Origin of the sequence: Thioclava sp. F36-7, from assembly GCF_002020075.1 — a bacterium.
Classification (GTDB): domain Bacteria; phylum Pseudomonadota; class Alphaproteobacteria; order Rhodobacterales; family Rhodobacteraceae; genus Thioclava; species Thioclava sediminum.
The window spans coordinates 185,377-200,249 of the sequence record NZ_MPZR01000005.1; the positions used below are offsets into that span (position 1 = coordinate 185,377).

Here is a 14,873-nt window from a genome sequence, read left to right on the forward strand (position 1 = left end):
GATATGTTCCGTCATACATATTGCAGCGCAGGCCGCCAAAGGCAAGCGCACGGAGGGCTGTCAGGGGCGCAAAAAAATGGGCCGGCGCATCGCTGCGCCGGCCCGTTCGGGTCGTCTAAGGGAAAGGCTTAGCCGCCCGAGTTTTCGTTTTGCGCGGGCACGGAGGCCTGATCACCGGACGGGTAGCCCGGCCCCATCAGCTCACCATCGACTTCCTTGCCGTAGAAGCCCTGGTGCTTGTGGTGCCATTTGTCGAAGGCGTCCTTCACCGTCACGTCGCCAATCTGGCGCGGGTCGTTCGGGCGCGGATGGCTGTCGACGAAGGCGGCCACGTCCCAGGCTTCCTGCACGCTGAGCTTGTTCGGCTCCGACAGCGGCATGTTGTGCTTGATGAAGGCAGCGGCGGCGTCGACCTTGTGCATGCCAGCCCCCCAGTTGAAGCTGTGCGGCCCCCAGAGCGGCGGGAACACGACCTTGCCGTTGATGTCTTTCTGACCCTGACCGTCCGCGCCGTGGCAGACCGCGCAGTTCTCGGCGAAGACCTCTTCGCCGCGCTGGCGCGAGGGCTCCTGATCGGGCTTGTCGATCTTGCCGAAGCCTGCGCCTTCCGGTTTCTCGCCCGTGGGCAGGCCCTTGGACATCCAGAAGAAATAGGCCTGCAGGTCGCGATAGACATCCGAGCCATAGGGCGGCGGGCCGCCCGAGGGCGAGCCTTGGGCGTTCATCGAATAGGTGAAGCAGCCCTTGATGCGGTCCTCCATGGTGTTCACCATTTTGTTCTTGCCGCGATATTTGGGATAGACCGGGTAGGCGGCCCACATCGGTGCGGAATAGGCCTGACGGCCCGCATCGAGGTGGCAGTTCGAACAGGACAGGTCGTTGCCCACGAAGTCATGCGCGTTGGTGCCGGTATCGTTGAAGATCGCCATGCCGCGGCGCACCGATTTGCCGAAGTCGTCATCGGGGATGGTGCTTTCCGCAGGCGGCTGGAACAGCGCGGCCTGCTTGCCGTCGCCGCCGCTTTGCGCTGCGGCGGTCTCGGCTTCGCTCTGGTCGCGGGTGGCGCCGGTCAGCCAGCTGGGGGCGAGGCCGAAATCGACGAGGAGCGAGCCCAGCACGACCAGCACGAGGCCGCCGCCCACCGCGAGGATCGCCCGCAGCACGGTTTGCCCGCGGGAGGATTTGGTCTCTCCGCGCGGAGGGATATCGGACGGGTGCTTGTTACTCATTGATCCACTCCTTCACGGACCGGGATGTTGCTCTCCATCGCGGCCAGTTCGGTTTTGTCCATCGCCGGCATCGGGGCGAGCGAGGCGAGGTAATCGGCCACGGCCCGGCGATCGGAGTCGTTCAGGGCCTTGCCGATCCCCGCCATCAGGCCGAGCGGCGAGTTATGGCGCGCGCCGCCCGCCCACATCGCGAGCTGATTCGCGACGTAGCTGGGTTGTTGCGCGGCGATCCCGGGGAAGTTCGGCGCGACGCCGACGCCCGAGGGCCCGTGACAGGTGAAGCAGGCCGGAACGCCGATCGACCAGTCGCCTTGTTTGGCGAGCTGTGCGCCGCGCTTGAGATCGCCCTGCAGCGACGGTTTCGCGCCCGAGGGGCTGCTCATGCTCGCGTAGTAATTGGCCAGCTCGCCAATCTCGCGATCGCTGAGACCCTTGGCGACATAGGCCATCGAGTCGTTGAACCGGGTGCCTCTCTGGAAGTCATGCAGCTGCTTGGCCAGATAGGGCGCCGGAAGGCCCGCCAGACGCGGCACGGTCTCGATGCCTTCGCCCTTGTCGCCGTGACAGCTTGCGCAGGCCCAGACGGTGTCGGTGCCCTGACCCACAAGCTGGGCGACACGCTCGGAATCGGCGCCCTGATCGGCCGCTTCGGAGTTCGGCTGCGCGGGCAGGTCGTTGATCAGCCCGGCAAGCCCGGCCCCGCCATCGAACGGGTCCTTGTCGCCTGCGACCTTGCGGATATCGGCCACCTCGGGGGCGCTGATCGTCTTGGCGTCGTCATTGAGCCCGGTCGCGACATAGGACGCGATTTCGGAGATTTCAGTGTCGCTGAGAACCGAGCCGAAGGCGGGCATCTGGCCTTCATAGCCGTCGCCATTGACGTTGAGCTTGCCGCCGATGCCGCGCATCACGATATGGGTCACGGCTTTCGCGCCACCCAGCTTCACGACATCCGAGCCGTGCAGCGGAGGGAAGGCGCCGGCCACGCCTTCGCCCGCATCGCCGTGGCAGGTGGCGCAATTGTCGGCAAACAGCGTCTTGCCTGCGTCCAGATCGGGGGCCGCGGCCTGAGCGAGTTTGGTGCTATCCTCCTTGGCCACCTCTTTTTGCGTCTTGTCGGCAACCTGGACGGCGGTGCTGGTCTGAACCAGCATGATCACCCCCCAGATCGCGAGTGCGATCGCGATCGAATAGACGGGCCACGGGATGCGGCGGGTTTCCTCGAACGGCTCGAAGGTTTCGTCGGGACGCCGGGGATCGGGTTTCTTATCGGTCATTCTTGTCTCCCTGGTCTCAGTTCGAGGCCGTGGTGGCATCGGTCGCGTCGCGTTGCTTTTCGGCGATCAGCGCGTAGCCGTTGTCGCGCAGACCGTCCTTCGGCGGGGCGTATTGGCGCTTCATGCCCTGCAGATACGTCACGAGGTCGAGCGCATCCTGCTTGGCCACGATCACACCGGATTTCGGGGCGTATTGCGCGGGCAGCTTGACCACGACATCGTCCGGCCCGGCCTTGTCCTTATGCTCGAAGAGGTAGGGATAGGCGGGCATGATCGACCAGCTCGCGATGGCGCGGGGCTGGTAGAGGTGCGTCAGCTGCCAGGCCTGCGAGGGCAGACGGTCGCCGATATCCATCAGGTCCGGCCCGGTGCGCATCGTGCCCAGCTGGTGGGGGTCGTCATAGGCATAGTCGCCCGCGACCGAGGCGCGACCCCAGCCGCGCTCGGCATCGGGGGCCTGCGCCAGCGAGCGCGGCTGCTGCGAGTGGCAGTAAAGGCAGCCCATCGAGACATAGACGGCACGTCCGCGAGCCTCGGCCTCGGTATAGGGTTTGAGCCCCTGCGACGGGCCTTGCGCGCTGATCTGCATGCCCGGCGCGATCACCAGGAACAGGGTCGCGAGCGCAAGGATCGCCAGCGCCGTGATTGCGAGAGGAAGATAGCGGTTCATTCTGCAGCCACCATGTTTTCGGTTTCGGTCTCACGGGTCTTCTTGGCGAAGCCGATCGCGATGAGGTTGATCGCCAGCAGCACGTGGCCCAGCGTCATCAGCCCGCCGCCGAGCGAACGGCCTTCGAGATAGGGCTTGAGCAGGATCACGCTGTCGGCGAAGGGCTTGGTCGCATCAAGCTGGGCGAGGCCCTGCAGGATGCCGCCGATGGTCAGCGAGAAGAAGTAGACGGCAAAGCCGATCACGTTCAGCCAGAAATGCCATGCGATCATGCGCGGGAAGGGCCAGTATTTGCCCGTTGCGCGCGGCACGATCTGGTAGATCGCGCCCATCAGCACCAGCGACACGAAGGCATAGGCGCCCAGATGCGCGTGCGCCACCGTGTAATGGGTGAAGTGGGTGATCGTGTTGACCGAGCGCAGCGCCTCGATCGAGCCCTGGAACGAGGCCAGCGTGTACATCACCGCCCCGAAGGAGATGAAGCGCAGCGGCATCGACTCCTTGAGCGCCCAGAGGTTGCTCGCCACCGTGACGTGCTGGTTGATCGCCACCGCGATGACGGGAACGAACATCATCACCGAATGCACGACCGAGAGCGTCACCAGCCAGGTGGGGACGGGGCCGCCGATCAGGTGGTGGATGCCGACCTGGCTGTAGAACAGCGCGAGCGCCCAGAAGCCCACCAGCGACAGCGCGTAGGAATAGACCGGTTTACCGATGATTTTCGGGATGAAGTAATAGGCCGTGCCCACGCCCAGCGGCGTCAGCCACAGGCCCAGCACGTTATGGGCATACCACCAGTTCATCGTGGCCTGCTCGACGCCGTGATGGACGCCGGGGATGTTGGCGACGATGAACAGCACCGGGAACCACAGCACGCCCGCGAGGAAATACCAGCCCGAGACATAGATGTGATGGACGTTGCGGTTCTTCGCGGTCGCGATCAGCGGGGCCACGAAGCACGCCGCGCCGGCGGCGAGGATGATGTCGATCTGCCACGGGATCTCGAGCCATTCCAGACCGTCGGTCCAACCGTTCGCGATGGCCAGAACGCCAGCCGCGAGACCGATATTCCACAGCACGATCCCGACCTTCAGCAGGCCCGTCATGCGCAGGTTGGTGCGGAAGATGCGCGGGATGATCCAGCACACGGCCGCAAGCCCGCCCTGGCTCGCCCAGCCATAGGCGACCGAGTTCAGGTGGACCGTGCGCATCCGCCCGAAGGTCATCTGCGCGGTCCCCGACATCAGGTCGGGCAGGTGGAGTTCGAGCGAGGCGGCCAGCCCGTGCAGCGAGCCGTAGATCAGCCAGAACACCGCCGCCGCGATGAGCCACATCACGACGCTGGAAGAGTTCGCATCGATGCCGCTGCGGGCGGTGTCGAAATGGTGGGGCTTGTCGGGATAGTCGATATCCGCGCCCTCGCCGGGCTCGAAAATGGTCCGCGCGTCATCGGCGTCTGGCGTGTGGACCTGCTTGTTCGCGATCGCCCAGATCAGGATCGTCAACGCCAGAAGCGAGATGACGAAGCTGAGCGCGAGCAGCAGGCCGAGCGTTTCGGTGATTTGCATAGGCTGGCTCCGGTGTCAGACTTGACCCGGGCCGAGCCGGTGCGACGCGTGGATGCTCGTCACTGTTCCATTCTCCCTTTAGCCCGGTTGGTCGGTTTGTTTTCATGTCTCTTTCACGAACAATGCACGGCAGCGTGACCGGTTCCCAAACATTCAGATGTGTGCAGATGTCGGGCGCTCCGACCCCCGCTCAGGGACGATCACGACCATGTGGCGCGGGGCCTTATGTTCGCGAACGCTAAGGATGGTGCAGTCACGGGGGCGCGACCACCTCACCTCACGCGATGATGAATTTGGTTGAACGAACCCTGCGGCATGCTTTCCTGCGCGGAAAGCGGACGCGTCCGGGTGTGTCATATTTTTAACGCGGAAAGCCGTCGTTGGGGCGCTCGCAATGTGCTCCCGCGGTGCTGATCGGGGCAACGAATGCGTGATCCGTGCCTCACGTTTGCCGTGAGACGGGTTGAAGCGTGGGCCGAAGTTCCAAGGGGAAGGGCGGCGTGCCGATTTTCGGGGGCCGGGAACCGATCGGGGCCTCGGCGCGATTCTGGTGCAGCAACGGCGACAAGGGCGGTCTCTCGGGCACGCCCGCGACGCGCCGCGACGGGGGCGATGGAAAGGCAGGGACGACAGTGGCCGCGAAGGAGAATTTCAAGGATCACGCCGCGAATGAGCGGACCTTTCTGGCCTGGCTGCGCACGGCCATTGCGATCGTCGGCGTCGGGCTGACGGCCGCAAAGCTGACCCGGGCGGATATTCCCGGCTGGTCCGATCTCGCGATGGTGCTGAGCGGCGGGGTGGTGGTGATCCTCGCCTTCGTGCGGATGCGCATGCTGCGCGCCCTGATCGACGCCGAAGAAGCGCCGGACGAAAAAGGCACCAACTGGCCCGATCTGCTGCTCTTCGCGCTGGTGATCGCGCTCATGGTCCTGCTCGGGATTTTCATCCTTCATGTCCGCTGACGCCCTTGCATCTTCGCCGCGGCACGGGCTTGATGCCGCCAAAATGAAGGAGGACATCACATGAAACTTCTGCGTCATGGGCTGATCGGGGCCGAGAAACCGGGGCTGATGGACGATCAGGGCGTGATCCGCGACCTGTCGGGGCAAGTGGCCGATATCGGGGGCGCGGTGCTTTCCGATGACGGGCTGGCCGCGATCGGCTCGCTCGATGCGTCGGAGCTGCCCGTCGTGCCGGACGGCACGCGTCTGGGCGCGCCGGTGGCCGGGATCGGCAAGATGATCTGCATCGGGCTGAACTATGCCGACCACGCCGCGGAATCCGGTTCGCAGGTGCCGCCCGAGCCGCTGATCTTCATGAAGGCCACCTCCGCGATCCAGGGACCGAACGATCCGATCGTGCTGCCGCGCGGCTCCGAGCAGACCGACTGGGAGGTCGAGCTGGGCATCGTGATCGGCAAGCCCGCGAAATATGTCTCGGAAGAGGATGCGATGGATTACGTCGCGGGGTTCGTGCTCGCCAATGACGTCTCCGAGCGCAGCTATCAGAAGGATCGCGCGGGCCAGTGGACCAAGGGCAAGAGCTGCGACAGCTTCGGCCCGATCGGCCCGTATCTGGTGACGCGCGACTCCGTGGCCGATCCGCAGAAGCTGGCGATGAAGCTAAGCGTGAATGGCGAGGTGATGCAGAACGGCTCGACCGAGACGATGGTCTTCGGTGTGAAGAAATTGGTGAGCTACCTCAGTCAGTTCATGACGCTACATCCGGGCGACGTGATCTCGACCGGCACCCCGCCGGGCGTCGCGATGGGGATGGAGACCCCGCGCTTCCTGCGTCCGGGCGACGTGGTGGAGCTGGAGATCGAAGGTCTGGGCAAGCAACGCGCCGAGGTCGTGGCCGACGCCTGATCCGATCGCAAAGAACAGGGCAGGGCGCGCGGGTCTCTCGCGTGCCCTTTTCTATGGGCGCTTACAGCCGGATCGGGTCGTCCTTGGCGATCCGGTCGAACTCCATCAGAGTCTGCACCAGCTTCGGCATCTGGTTCAGCGGGATCATGTTCGGCCCGTCCGAAGGCGCGGTATCGGGCGCTTCGTGGGTTTCGATGAACACCCCAGCGATACCCAGCGAGACGGCGGCCCGCGCCATCACCGGCGCGAATTCGCGCTGACCGCCCGAGGAGCCGCCCTGACCGCCGGGTTGCTGCACCGAATGGGTCGCGTCCATGATCACCGGGTAGCCGGTCTTCGCCATCTCGGGCAGGCCGCGCATATCGGCGACCAGCGTGTTGTAACCAAACGACGTGCCGCGCTCGGTCAGCAGGATCTTCTCGTTGCCCGTCGAGGCGACCTTGTCGGCCACGTTCGGCATGTCCCACGGCGCGAGGAACTGGCCCTTCTTGATGTTCACGACGCAGCCGGTCTCGCCCGCGGCGAGCAGCAGATCGGTCTGGCGACACAGGAAGGCCGGGATCTGGATCACGTCGACCACGGCGCCCGCGATGCGGGCCTGTTCGGCATCGTGGATGTCGGTCAGCACCGGGCAGCCGATCTCGGCGCGCACCTCTTCGAGGATCTTCAGACCCGCGTCGATGCCAAGGCCGCGCTTGCCCTTGAGGCTGGTGCGGTTGGCCTTGTCGTAGCTCGCCTTGAAGATGAATTGCGCGCCCGCCTGATCGCAGGCACGGGCCATTTCCTTCGCGATCATCATCGCATGGTCGCGGCTTTCCAGCTGGCAGGGCCCCGCGATCACCGTCAGCGGGCGGTCGTTCGAGACGGTCAGCCCGCCGATTTTCACGTCTTTCATATCTCTCTCCGCAGCCTCGTGACGGGCCGCTCAGGGATCAGCTCGAGACCTGCTCGCGCAGGACCGACGCTGTGAGCGACAGCATCAGATAGATGCCCGAGAAGATCAGGAAAGCCAACAGCGTGTTCTCGAAAGCGCGCGGATAGGTGGGCTCGTCCGGGGCGACGGGGCGCACGCCCATCTCCAGATAGCGCACCTGCTTGTTGGCCTCGATCCGGGCGGTTTCCATCTGCTGGGCGGCCGCCGACAGCAGCATCTGCCGCGTCTGCAACTCGCCCTGAGCGATCTGCAGCTGGCCGGTGACGGCGGCGAGCGACTCGCCCCCCGTGGATTGCCGTGCGGTCGTCAGCTGGCTGCGCGTGGTGTCGAGAAGCGCCTGAATGCGCTTGATGTCGCCCTGCACGCCCGCGACCCGCGCCTGATTGGGCCGCGGATTGTCGAGCAGCTGCCCCAGTTCGAGACGCTTCTGCTGCAACTGGTTTTCCAGATTGGCGACCTGACCCATCACCATCGAATTTTCGCTGACGGGATCGAGCACGCCGACCTTTTCCTGCAGCTGCTGCACCTTGGATTGCGCCGCGAAGACCTTGGCCTCGGCATCCTCATAGCTTTCGCGCGCGCCCTTCATCTGGTCGTCGCGCAGCCGCGAGGTCAGCTGGTCCACCTGCTGTTCGGCATAGGAGATCAGCGACTCGGAGAATTTCTGCGATTTCGCCGGATCGGGGGCGACCACTTCCATCTTCACGATGCCCTCGGAGGGGTCGTAGCCGATCTGCACCATCTTGGAATAGAGCCGGTAGGCCTGCTCGTCGGTCGCATTTTCCGGCAACCGCTGGAGCGGGTCGATGCTCTGATCCTCGAAGATCTGCTTGAACCCCTGATCGCGGTCGAGCCGCTTCATCGCATCGCGCGATTGCAGATAGGACTGCACCGTGACCGAGTCCTGATTGGTGGCGAGCTGCGTGCCCGAGAACAGCGAGCCCAGCCCGGAATTGCCCATCCCTTCAGCTTTCTGGATCACGAAGGCCGATTTCGTCGCATACATCGGCGTGGCCATCGCGAAGTAGTAATAGGCGGCCATCAGCGTCGGCAGCACCACGAAGAAGCCCAGCCGCGCGCCCAGCAGCATCAGCTTGCGGCGGCGGCGTTTGGCGATGTCGCGCTGGATGCGCAGGATTTCGGCGGCGCGGCGGTCCGCGTTCATTACCTCGGTGGAGGGGACCTGACCCTGCTTGATCGTCTGCGGCAGGTTCACGCGGGTATCGGCGCCCGGCCCGTCGGTGCGCGCCAGCGCCCGCGAGGTCGCTTCCGCCTCGCCGGGTTTCACAAGCGCCACGATATTCGAGCGGTCGAACGGGTCGATCCCGCGGCGGCGCAGGAGCAGCACGGCCTCGAAATCGGAACTGGCCTGAACGCCGTGCTTCTGGGCCATGCGGCGCGCGAGGCGCAACTGGCGGCCGGTCAGCCCTTCGGCGCGGATCGCGTCGATTTCTTCCTCGGGGGTGCGCTGGCCCGCGTCGATCACCTCGGAGTCGGTCTGGCCTGCGGTCGGGAATTTCTGATCGCCGAATCCGTCATCCTGCGGCTCGAACAGGTTGGACGGATCGTCCGGCTGGCGCTGCGGGTGCGGCTTGCGCTGTCGTTGCGGCTGCGGTGCCTCCGAGGAGGGCGCGCTTTGCGCAGCGGATGCGGCGGAAGCGTTGGAGGCGCGCGGCGTGGCAGGCTCGGAGGCGGCGTAGCCTGCAGCCGATTGCAGCGGCATAGCGCCCAGTTGCAGCGAGCCATCGCTCCCCGTGATTACCGGACCATCGCGGCGGATACGGAATTTCGGGGCCTTAGGACTGGTAGTCATACAACCGCTTCGCTTCTTCCAGAGTGTCGAACTGATAAAGTTGGCCGTCGCGCAGCACCGCCGCGCGATTGCAGAATTTCTCGATCGTGGCGGGCTGGTGCGAGACCACGACCACGGTGGAATCGCGAAGCCGGTCGCGCAGGATCGAACCTGCCTTGCGGTTGAACTCCACATCGGTGGTCGAGGGCATCCCCTCGTCGATCAGGTAAATGTCGAATTCCAGCGCCAGAAGCAGGGAAAACGTGAACCGCGCGCGCATCCCCGAACTGTAAGTGCCCACGGGCTGGTCGAAATATTCCGCGATGCCGGTCAGCCAGCGCGAGAAGGCTTCGACATAGTCGGGATCGAGCCCGTAGAGCCGCGCGATGAACCGGGCGTTTTCGCGCGCCGAGTGTTTCGAGACGACGCCGCCCATGAAGCCCAGCGGGAAGGACACGCGGCTGGTGCGGCGAATGTCGCCCTCGTCGGGCTTTTCCAGCCCCGCCATCATGTTGATGATCGTGGTCTTTCCGGTGCCGTTGGGTGCGAGAATGCCAAGGCTGTGGCCCAATTCCACACGGAAGCTGGCGCGTTCTAGGATCACCTTGCGCTGCTTACCGGTCCAGAAGGATTTGGAGACGTTCTCGAATACGATCATAAGCTCTCGGTCCGGGTCTCCAATTATACGCGCCTTGCCACTAAATCACGGGGGGCGCAGGCTGAGAACCCACCTAACCTTGGATTTGGGCAGGATTATGTTCACTTGGAGGAGGGTTATGCAACGAGGAACACATTGACACCAGAGAGGAAACTATGACCCGACCCGTGCAAGAGGAGATCCGGGCCTGTCGCATCTGCGCGGCGCGGTTCCGCGCGACGGCCACGGGGCATTCTCCGCGACCCGTTGCGTGGTTCGGGGCGGGGGCGCGCGTGCTGATCGTGGGGCAGGCGCCGGGTCTGCGGGTGCATGAGACGGGCGTGCCGTTCAACGACCGCTCGGGCGATCGCTTGCGCGACTGGATGGGCGTGGATCGCGAGACCTTCTACGACACGTCCCGCATCGCGATCGCGCCGATGGCGTTCTGCTTTCCGGGCTATGACGCGAAGGGCTCGGACCTGCCGCCGCCTTTGATCTGCGCCGAGACGTGGCGCGACCGGGTGATGGCCGAGATCGGACCGGTCGATCTGACGCTTCTGGTGGGTGGTGCCGCGCAGCGCTGGCATCTGGGCACGCGGAACGTGACCCAGACCGTGATGGGGTGGCGAGACCACGCGCCGCGCCTCTTCCCCTTGCCTCATCCGTCCTGGCGCAATACGGGATGGCTGAAGAAAAACCCGTGGTTCGAGGCCGACCTGCTGCCGGTCCTGCGCGCGCGGGTGAAGGAGCTGACATGACCCCCTATGACCGCGCCCATGCCGCGATGGAAGCCGAACCCGACAATGAGGCCAAGCGCCTCGCCGTGTTCGACCGTCTCGCCGATGCCGAGTTGTTCCTGCTGCTCGAGGAAGAGCCCGAGGACGAAAACATCAAGCCGCAGGTGTTCTCCACCGAAGAGGGCGACTTCGTCCTCGTCTTCGACACCGAAGATCGTCTGGGCGAATTCGCCGACGGCCCGCAGCCCTATGCCGCGCTGCCGGGCCGGGTGATCGCGCAGCATCTGGTGGGCGAGAATATCGGGCTGGGCGTCAATCTTGCGGTGGCGGACTCGGCGATGCTTCTGCCGCCCGAGGCGCTCGACTGGCTGACCGAGACGCTCGCGCATACGCCGTCCGAGGCGCAGGGCCGCCCGGTGGAATTCACCGCTCCGGGCCTGTCGCCCGCGGTGATCGCGCTGCTGCTGCCCGCGTTCGAGGCGAAGCTGCATCAGCTCGCTGGCATCGCGCAGGCCGCCGTGCTGGGCGGCGTGACCTATGAGGACGGCCACCGGGGCCATGTGCTCGCGGTGATCGGCGCGCACGAGCATTTCCGCGCAGGGATCGCCAAGGCGATGGGCGAGGCGCTGACCTTCTCCGGGCTGGACGCGGGCGAGCTGGACGTGACCTTCCTCGAGCCCGAGGAAAAGGCCGCGCAGCTTCTGTTGGACAAGGGCCTCGTGCTGCATGTGCCCGAGCCGGAAGAGGAAGAGGTGCAGGAGATCGTCCCCGGTTCCGCCCCCGGCATGGACCCGAGCAAGCCGCCGAAGCTGCGCTAAGGTGCATCCGGCGGCGTTCGCTTATCGGTCGGACGCCGGGGTTGCCTCATCCTGTTCGCCCGTCACCTCGTTCTTCACCTGCCCCCATGTGAGCAGTGTGAAGACCGCCGTGCCGCCCGCGACATTGCCTGCGAGCACCGGCAGGAAGAACCGGCTGATCGCCTCGGCAAGGCTCATCTGCCCGGCCCAGACCAGCAGCCCTGCCTCGACCGAGCCCGCGATGACGTGGGCCGAGCCCGAGGCGGCGAGCAGCCATGTCATCGCGAGGATCACGAGGAAAGAGCTGCCCTGCGCTGCGGGCATGATCCACACCACGGCCGCGATGATGATCCCCGCAGGCATCGCGCGGTAGAAGTTCTGCCCCATATCGCCATCGGTCGCGTGACGGGCCACCGCGAGCAGACTGTCGGTCATCTCGTCGGGGATCACATGCGGGATGCTCAGGAAGCCCGAGGCGATCGCGCAACCCAGCACGTTGGAGGCGAGCACGATCGCCCAGAGCCGCAGCATCTTCAGCAGGCAGGTCAGCGAGCGATCCGCCACCACCGGCAGCACGGTCGTGATCGTGTTCTCGGTAAACAGCTGCATCCGCCCGAAGATCACCACCATGAACCCGGCCGAATAGCCAAGCGACTCGACCAGTATCCGCCAGTCTTCATCGGGCAGACGGGCATGCAGGCTTGCCTGCGCGATGACCGAGAGGCTGATGAGGATGCCCGCCGCGAGACCCGACCACACGAGCGAGATCAGCGGACGGTTCAGCTCCTCGTCGCCGTCATGGCGGATCACGGCATAGATCAGCCGCGCCGAGAGGCGCGACGCCTGCATCACCGAGCGCTTTTCATGCCTTTCGCGTACGGCGTTCGAGGCTTTCCCGCTCTCGTCGTCGGACTGGTTCTGATCGTTACTTTGGGAACTATGTGATTTCATTCATCCTGAACACCGTCAGGCGTGCTTTGTTCCCAAGGCATGATTGTCTCGTCACGACGCGCTGGCGAACACCTTGTCGATCATCGCCTGCGTGCCGCGCGCGTCTTCGAGCGTCCACATATAGGGGGCGCCCTCAGTGACGTGGCGCACGAAGGCCTCCACCTGGATCACATATTGATTCACGCCCGGATAGCGGATCACCTCGTCCGGTTTGCCCTTGCGGATCAGGGTGACTTCCGCCTGATCGAAGACATTCGCATTGAACGGGCAGGTGAGGCGGATCAGCCCCTCGGAGCCCTGAAACACCGCTTCCTGACGCGGGTGCAGCCGGGTCGAGGTCATCGCGCCATAGGTGAAGCGGCCCTTGTCGGAGATCATCTCACCGGTGACCTGTGCGAAGGTGTCGACATCGTTCTCGCGCTGGATGACGGCGCGCAGCTCGCGCGGCTCGGCCCGGGCTGCGAAACGCACGCAGGAATAGGCATAAACGCCGATATCGGGGATCGAGCCGCCTCCCATCTCCGGCTTGTTGCGGATATTGGTGGGGTCGGGGTTGTTGAAGGTGAAGGCCACATCGGCGTGACGCAGCTCGCCGATCGCGCCCGCATCGAGCCAGTCGCGCACCTGCTGCCACTGCGGGTGATGCACGATCATATAGGCTTCGGTCGCGAATTTACCGGCGGCGTCGCGCGCTTCGATCAGCCCGTCGATCTCCTCGGCCTTCATCGCGATCGGCTTTTCCGTCAGCACATGCTTGCCTGCCGCCAGCGCCTTCTTCGTCCATTCGACATGGAGGGTGTTGGGCAGCGGGATATAGACCACGTCGATCTCGGGGTCGGCCAGCAGCGCGTCATAGCTGTCATGGACTTTAAGATCGGGCGCGAAGGCCTTGAACGGATCGGCTTTTTCGGGGCTCGACGTTGCGAGCGCCGCCAGCCGCGCGCCTTCAGCGGCGTGGATCGCCCGACCCATATGCTCGCGCGCGAATTTCGCAGCCCCCAGAATGCCCCAGTTCAAAACGGTCATGTGATAGCCTCCCTTTCTCGCCGCGATGGTAGCGCAATCAGGACGGGGTGCAACGGGGGCGCGTTGACCGGTTGTCGTGCATCGCTACGCTGGGTCGAAACGGAAGGGGGCGCCGGAGATGCGGGTGATCACTATGCTTCTCAGCCTTGGGCTGACGCTTGCCTTCGGCTATGCCTATTACGCGCAATATTTCCGCTGGCGGAGCTGCTTCAACGAAATGGGGCGCTGCTTCGACCCGGAGGAGGGCGTGGTCTATCATGCGCAATCGGGCGCAGTGTGGCTGGCGCTCACCTGCGTGGCCTTCGCCGTTTTCCTTTACCAATTGCGGCACATGCCGCGGGCGCGGCGATAGCTGCAGGCGCTGTCCAAAGAGATGCCGCACAAAGAAAATCGCCGTCCCCAGATGGGAACGGCGATATACATCAATACTCGTTACAAATCGCGCGTCAGTCAGGCACGTTCATACCTTTTTCCCGCGCCAATTCGGTCATGCGCTTTTGCAGCTTCTCGAAGGCGCGCACCTCGATCTGGCGGATACGCTCGCGCGAGACGTCATAGACGCCCGAAAGCTCCTCCAGCGTGACCGGGTCGTCGCGCAGACGGCGCTGCATCAGGATGTCCTTCTCGCGATCGTTGAGGACGTCCATCGACGCCATCAGCATCTCGCGGCGGGCTTCCATCTCTTCGGACTCGGCATAGGCCTCGGCTTGATCGGCATCCTCGTCTTCGAGCCAATCCTGCCACTGCGCGGCCCCGCCTTCGTCACCGGCACCGATCTGCGCATTCAGCGACGCGTCCGAACCCGACATGCGCCGGTTCATCGAGATCACTTCTTCCTCGGTCACGTTCAGATCGGTCGCGATCTGTTTGACGTTCTCGGGGCGCATATCGCCGTCTTCATAGGCGCCGATCTTGGATTTCGCCTTGCGCAGGTTGAAGAACAGCTTCTTCTGCGCCGAGGTGGTGCCCAGTTTCACGAGGCTCCACGAGCGCAGGATGTATTCCTGAATCGCGGCGCGGATCCACCACATCGCATAGGTCGCGAGGCGGAACCCCTTCTCGGGATCGAAGCGCTTCACGGCCTGCATCAGACCGACATTGGCCTCCGAGATCACCTCTGCCTGCGGCAAGCCATAGCCGCGATAGCCCATCGCGATCTTCGCGGCGAGACGCAGGTGCGAGGTCACCATCTGGTGCGCGGCCTCGGTATCCTGATGATCGGCCCAACGCTTGGCCAGCATGTATTCTTGTTCCGGCTCCAGAAGCGGGAACTTCCGGATTTCCTGAAGATAGCGGTTCAGCCCCTGCTCAGGACTCGGGGCCGGAAGGTTTGTATAGCTCGTCATCGTCTCCCATGTCTCCCTTTTGGCGGCTGCTCAATATG

The 14,873-nt window shown here is 64.6% G+C and carries 15 protein-coding genes; 5 read left to right on the forward strand and 10 right to left on the reverse strand.

Features of this window, described 5'->3' with window-relative positions; translation table 11 throughout:
• Positions 1-128 precede the first annotated feature (128 nt).
• The 4 genes from BMI89_RS11025 to BMI89_RS11040 are packed head-to-tail and all read right to left on the reverse strand — an operon-like array spanning position 129 to position 4,747.
• Complete coding sequence (locus BMI89_RS11025) at positions 129-1,229, reverse strand: c-type cytochrome (RefSeq protein ID WP_078570959.1); 1,101 nt, start codon at positions 1,227-1,229, stop codon at positions 129-131.
• Positions 1,226-2,506 carry a c-type cytochrome gene (locus BMI89_RS11030; RefSeq protein ID WP_168176797.1) on the reverse strand — a complete coding sequence of 427 codons (1,281 nt, stop codon included), beginning with the start codon at positions 2,504-2,506 and terminating at the stop codon, positions 1,226-1,228. The genes BMI89_RS11025 and BMI89_RS11030 overlap by 4 nt, the downstream gene beginning before the upstream one ends.
• A gap of 16 nt (positions 2,507-2,522) precedes the next feature.
• On the reverse strand, positions 2,523-3,176 hold the full coding sequence (locus BMI89_RS11035; RefSeq protein ID WP_078540647.1) for a cbb3-type cytochrome c oxidase subunit II: 654 nt from the start codon (positions 3,174-3,176) through the stop codon (positions 2,523-2,525).
• A complete protein-coding gene (locus BMI89_RS11040; RefSeq protein ID WP_244176647.1) occupies positions 3,173-4,747 on the reverse strand; it encodes a cbb3-type cytochrome c oxidase subunit I in 1,575 nt (524 codons plus the stop codon). Before BMI89_RS11040 ends, BMI89_RS11035 begins: the two co-directional genes overlap by 4 nt.
• 500 nt (positions 4,748-5,247) lie before the next feature.
• Between BMI89_RS11040 and BMI89_RS11045 the strand changes: the two genes are divergently transcribed.
• Together BMI89_RS11045 and BMI89_RS11050 are read left to right on the forward strand one after the other, a co-directional pair.
• Entirely contained in the window at positions 5,248-5,709 is a 462-nt protein-coding gene (locus BMI89_RS11045; RefSeq protein WP_246832018.1) for a DUF202 domain-containing protein, read from the forward strand.
• A gap of 60 nt (positions 5,710-5,769) precedes the next feature.
• Entirely contained in the window at positions 5,770-6,615 is an 846-nt protein-coding gene (locus BMI89_RS11050) for a fumarylacetoacetate hydrolase family protein (RefSeq protein WP_078570961.1), read from the forward strand.
• Positions 6,616-6,676: 61 nt separating this feature from the next.
• Here BMI89_RS11050 and kdsA read toward each other — a convergent pair whose 3' ends face one another.
• Genes kdsA through BMI89_RS11065 form a run of 3 tightly spaced genes read right to left on the reverse strand, consistent with a single transcriptional unit; the run spans position 6,677 to position 9,999 of the window.
• A complete protein-coding gene (gene kdsA / locus BMI89_RS11055) occupies positions 6,677-7,510 on the reverse strand; it encodes a 3-deoxy-8-phosphooctulonate synthase (RefSeq protein WP_078570962.1) in 834 nt (277 codons plus the stop codon).
• 37 nt (positions 7,511-7,547) lie between these two features.
• Complete coding sequence (locus BMI89_RS11060) at positions 7,548-9,362, reverse strand: capsule biosynthesis protein (protein ID WP_078570963.1); 1,815 nt, start codon at positions 9,360-9,362, stop codon at positions 7,548-7,550.
• On the reverse strand, positions 9,346-9,999 hold the full coding sequence (locus BMI89_RS11065; protein WP_078540654.1) for an ATP-binding cassette domain-containing protein: 654 nt from the start codon (positions 9,997-9,999) through the stop codon (positions 9,346-9,348). The genes BMI89_RS11060 and BMI89_RS11065 overlap by 17 nt, the downstream gene beginning before the upstream one ends.
• Positions 10,000-10,154: 155 nt before the next feature.
• On the opposite strand from BMI89_RS11065, the gene BMI89_RS11070 reads away from it, so the two are divergent.
• Both BMI89_RS11070 and BMI89_RS11075 read left to right on the forward strand, forming a co-directional pair.
• On the forward strand, positions 10,155-10,736 hold the full coding sequence (locus BMI89_RS11070; protein WP_078570964.1) for a uracil-DNA glycosylase family protein: 582 nt from the start codon (positions 10,155-10,157) through the stop codon (positions 10,734-10,736).
• Positions 10,733-11,533, forward strand: coding sequence for an SseB family protein (locus BMI89_RS11075; protein WP_078570965.1), 801 nt, complete (start codon positions 10,733-10,735; stop codon positions 11,531-11,533). Before BMI89_RS11070 ends, BMI89_RS11075 begins: the two co-directional genes overlap by 4 nt.
• Before the next feature lie 21 nt (positions 11,534-11,554).
• Here BMI89_RS11075 and BMI89_RS11080 read toward each other — a convergent pair whose 3' ends face one another.
• Both BMI89_RS11080 and BMI89_RS11085 read right to left on the reverse strand, forming a co-directional pair.
• Complete coding sequence (locus BMI89_RS11080; protein WP_078570966.1) at positions 11,555-12,463, reverse strand: formate/nitrite transporter family protein; 909 nt, start codon at positions 12,461-12,463, stop codon at positions 11,555-11,557.
• A gap of 51 nt (positions 12,464-12,514) precedes the next feature.
• Positions 12,515-13,489, reverse strand: a complete 975-nt coding sequence (locus tag BMI89_RS11085; protein WP_078570967.1) for a Gfo/Idh/MocA family oxidoreductase — start codon at positions 13,487-13,489, stop codon at positions 12,515-12,517.
• Positions 13,490-13,607: 118 nt separating this feature from the next.
• Here BMI89_RS11085 and BMI89_RS11090 point away from each other — a divergent pair, with 118 nt between their 5' ends.
• On the forward strand, positions 13,608-13,841 hold the full coding sequence (locus BMI89_RS11090) for a hypothetical protein (protein WP_078570968.1): 234 nt from the start codon (positions 13,608-13,610) through the stop codon (positions 13,839-13,841).
• Positions 13,842-13,935: 94 nt separating this feature from the next.
• On the opposite strand, the gene rpoH is transcribed toward BMI89_RS11090, so the two are convergent.
• Positions 13,936-14,835 carry an RNA polymerase sigma factor RpoH gene (rpoH, locus tag BMI89_RS11095; RefSeq protein WP_078570969.1) on the reverse strand — a complete coding sequence of 300 codons (900 nt, stop codon included), beginning with the start codon at positions 14,833-14,835 and terminating at the stop codon, positions 13,936-13,938.
• Between the last annotated feature and the right edge of the window lie 38 nt (positions 14,836-14,873).

Coding starts and splice junctions, on each gene's coding strand:
- BMI89_RS11025 (WP_078570959.1), bottom strand. CDS start 1,229: ATGAGTAACAAGCACCCGTCCGATATCCCTCCGCGCGGAGAGACCAAA.
- BMI89_RS11030 (WP_168176797.1), bottom strand. CDS start 2,506: ATGACCGATAAGAAACCCGATCCCCGGCGTCCCGACGAAACCTTCGAG.
- BMI89_RS11035 (WP_078540647.1), bottom strand. CDS start 3,176: ATGAACCGCTATCTTCCTCTCGCAATCACGGCGCTGGCGATCCTTGCG.
- BMI89_RS11040 (WP_244176647.1), bottom strand. CDS start 4,747: ATGCAAATCACCGAAACGCTCGGCCTGCTGCTCGCGCTCAGCTTCGTC.
- BMI89_RS11050 (WP_078570961.1), top strand. CDS start 5,770: ATGAAACTTCTGCGTCATGGGCTGATCGGGGCCGAGAAACCGGGGCTG.
- kdsA (WP_078570962.1), bottom strand. CDS start 7,510: ATGAAAGACGTGAAAATCGGCGGGCTGACCGTCTCGAACGACCGCCCG.
- BMI89_RS11060 (WP_078570963.1), bottom strand. CDS start 9,362: ATGACTACCAGTCCTAAGGCCCCGAAATTCCGTATCCGCCGCGATGGT.
- BMI89_RS11065 (WP_078540654.1), bottom strand. CDS start 9,999: ATGATCGTATTCGAGAACGTCTCCAAATCCTTCTGGACCGGTAAGCAG.
- BMI89_RS11070 (WP_078570964.1), top strand. CDS start 10,155: ATGACCCGACCCGTGCAAGAGGAGATCCGGGCCTGTCGCATCTGCGCG.
- BMI89_RS11075 (WP_078570965.1), top strand. CDS start 10,733: ATGACCCCCTATGACCGCGCCCATGCCGCGATGGAAGCCGAACCCGAC.
- BMI89_RS11080 (WP_078570966.1), bottom strand. CDS start 12,463: ATGAAATCACATAGTTCCCAAAGTAACGATCAGAACCAGTCCGACGAC.
- BMI89_RS11085 (WP_078570967.1), bottom strand. CDS start 13,489: ATGACCGTTTTGAACTGGGGCATTCTGGGGGCTGCGAAATTCGCGCGC.
- BMI89_RS11090 (WP_078570968.1), top strand. CDS start 13,608: ATGCGGGTGATCACTATGCTTCTCAGCCTTGGGCTGACGCTTGCCTTC.
- rpoH (WP_078570969.1), bottom strand. CDS start 14,835: ATGACGAGCTATACAAACCTTCCGGCCCCGAGTCCTGAGCAGGGGCTG.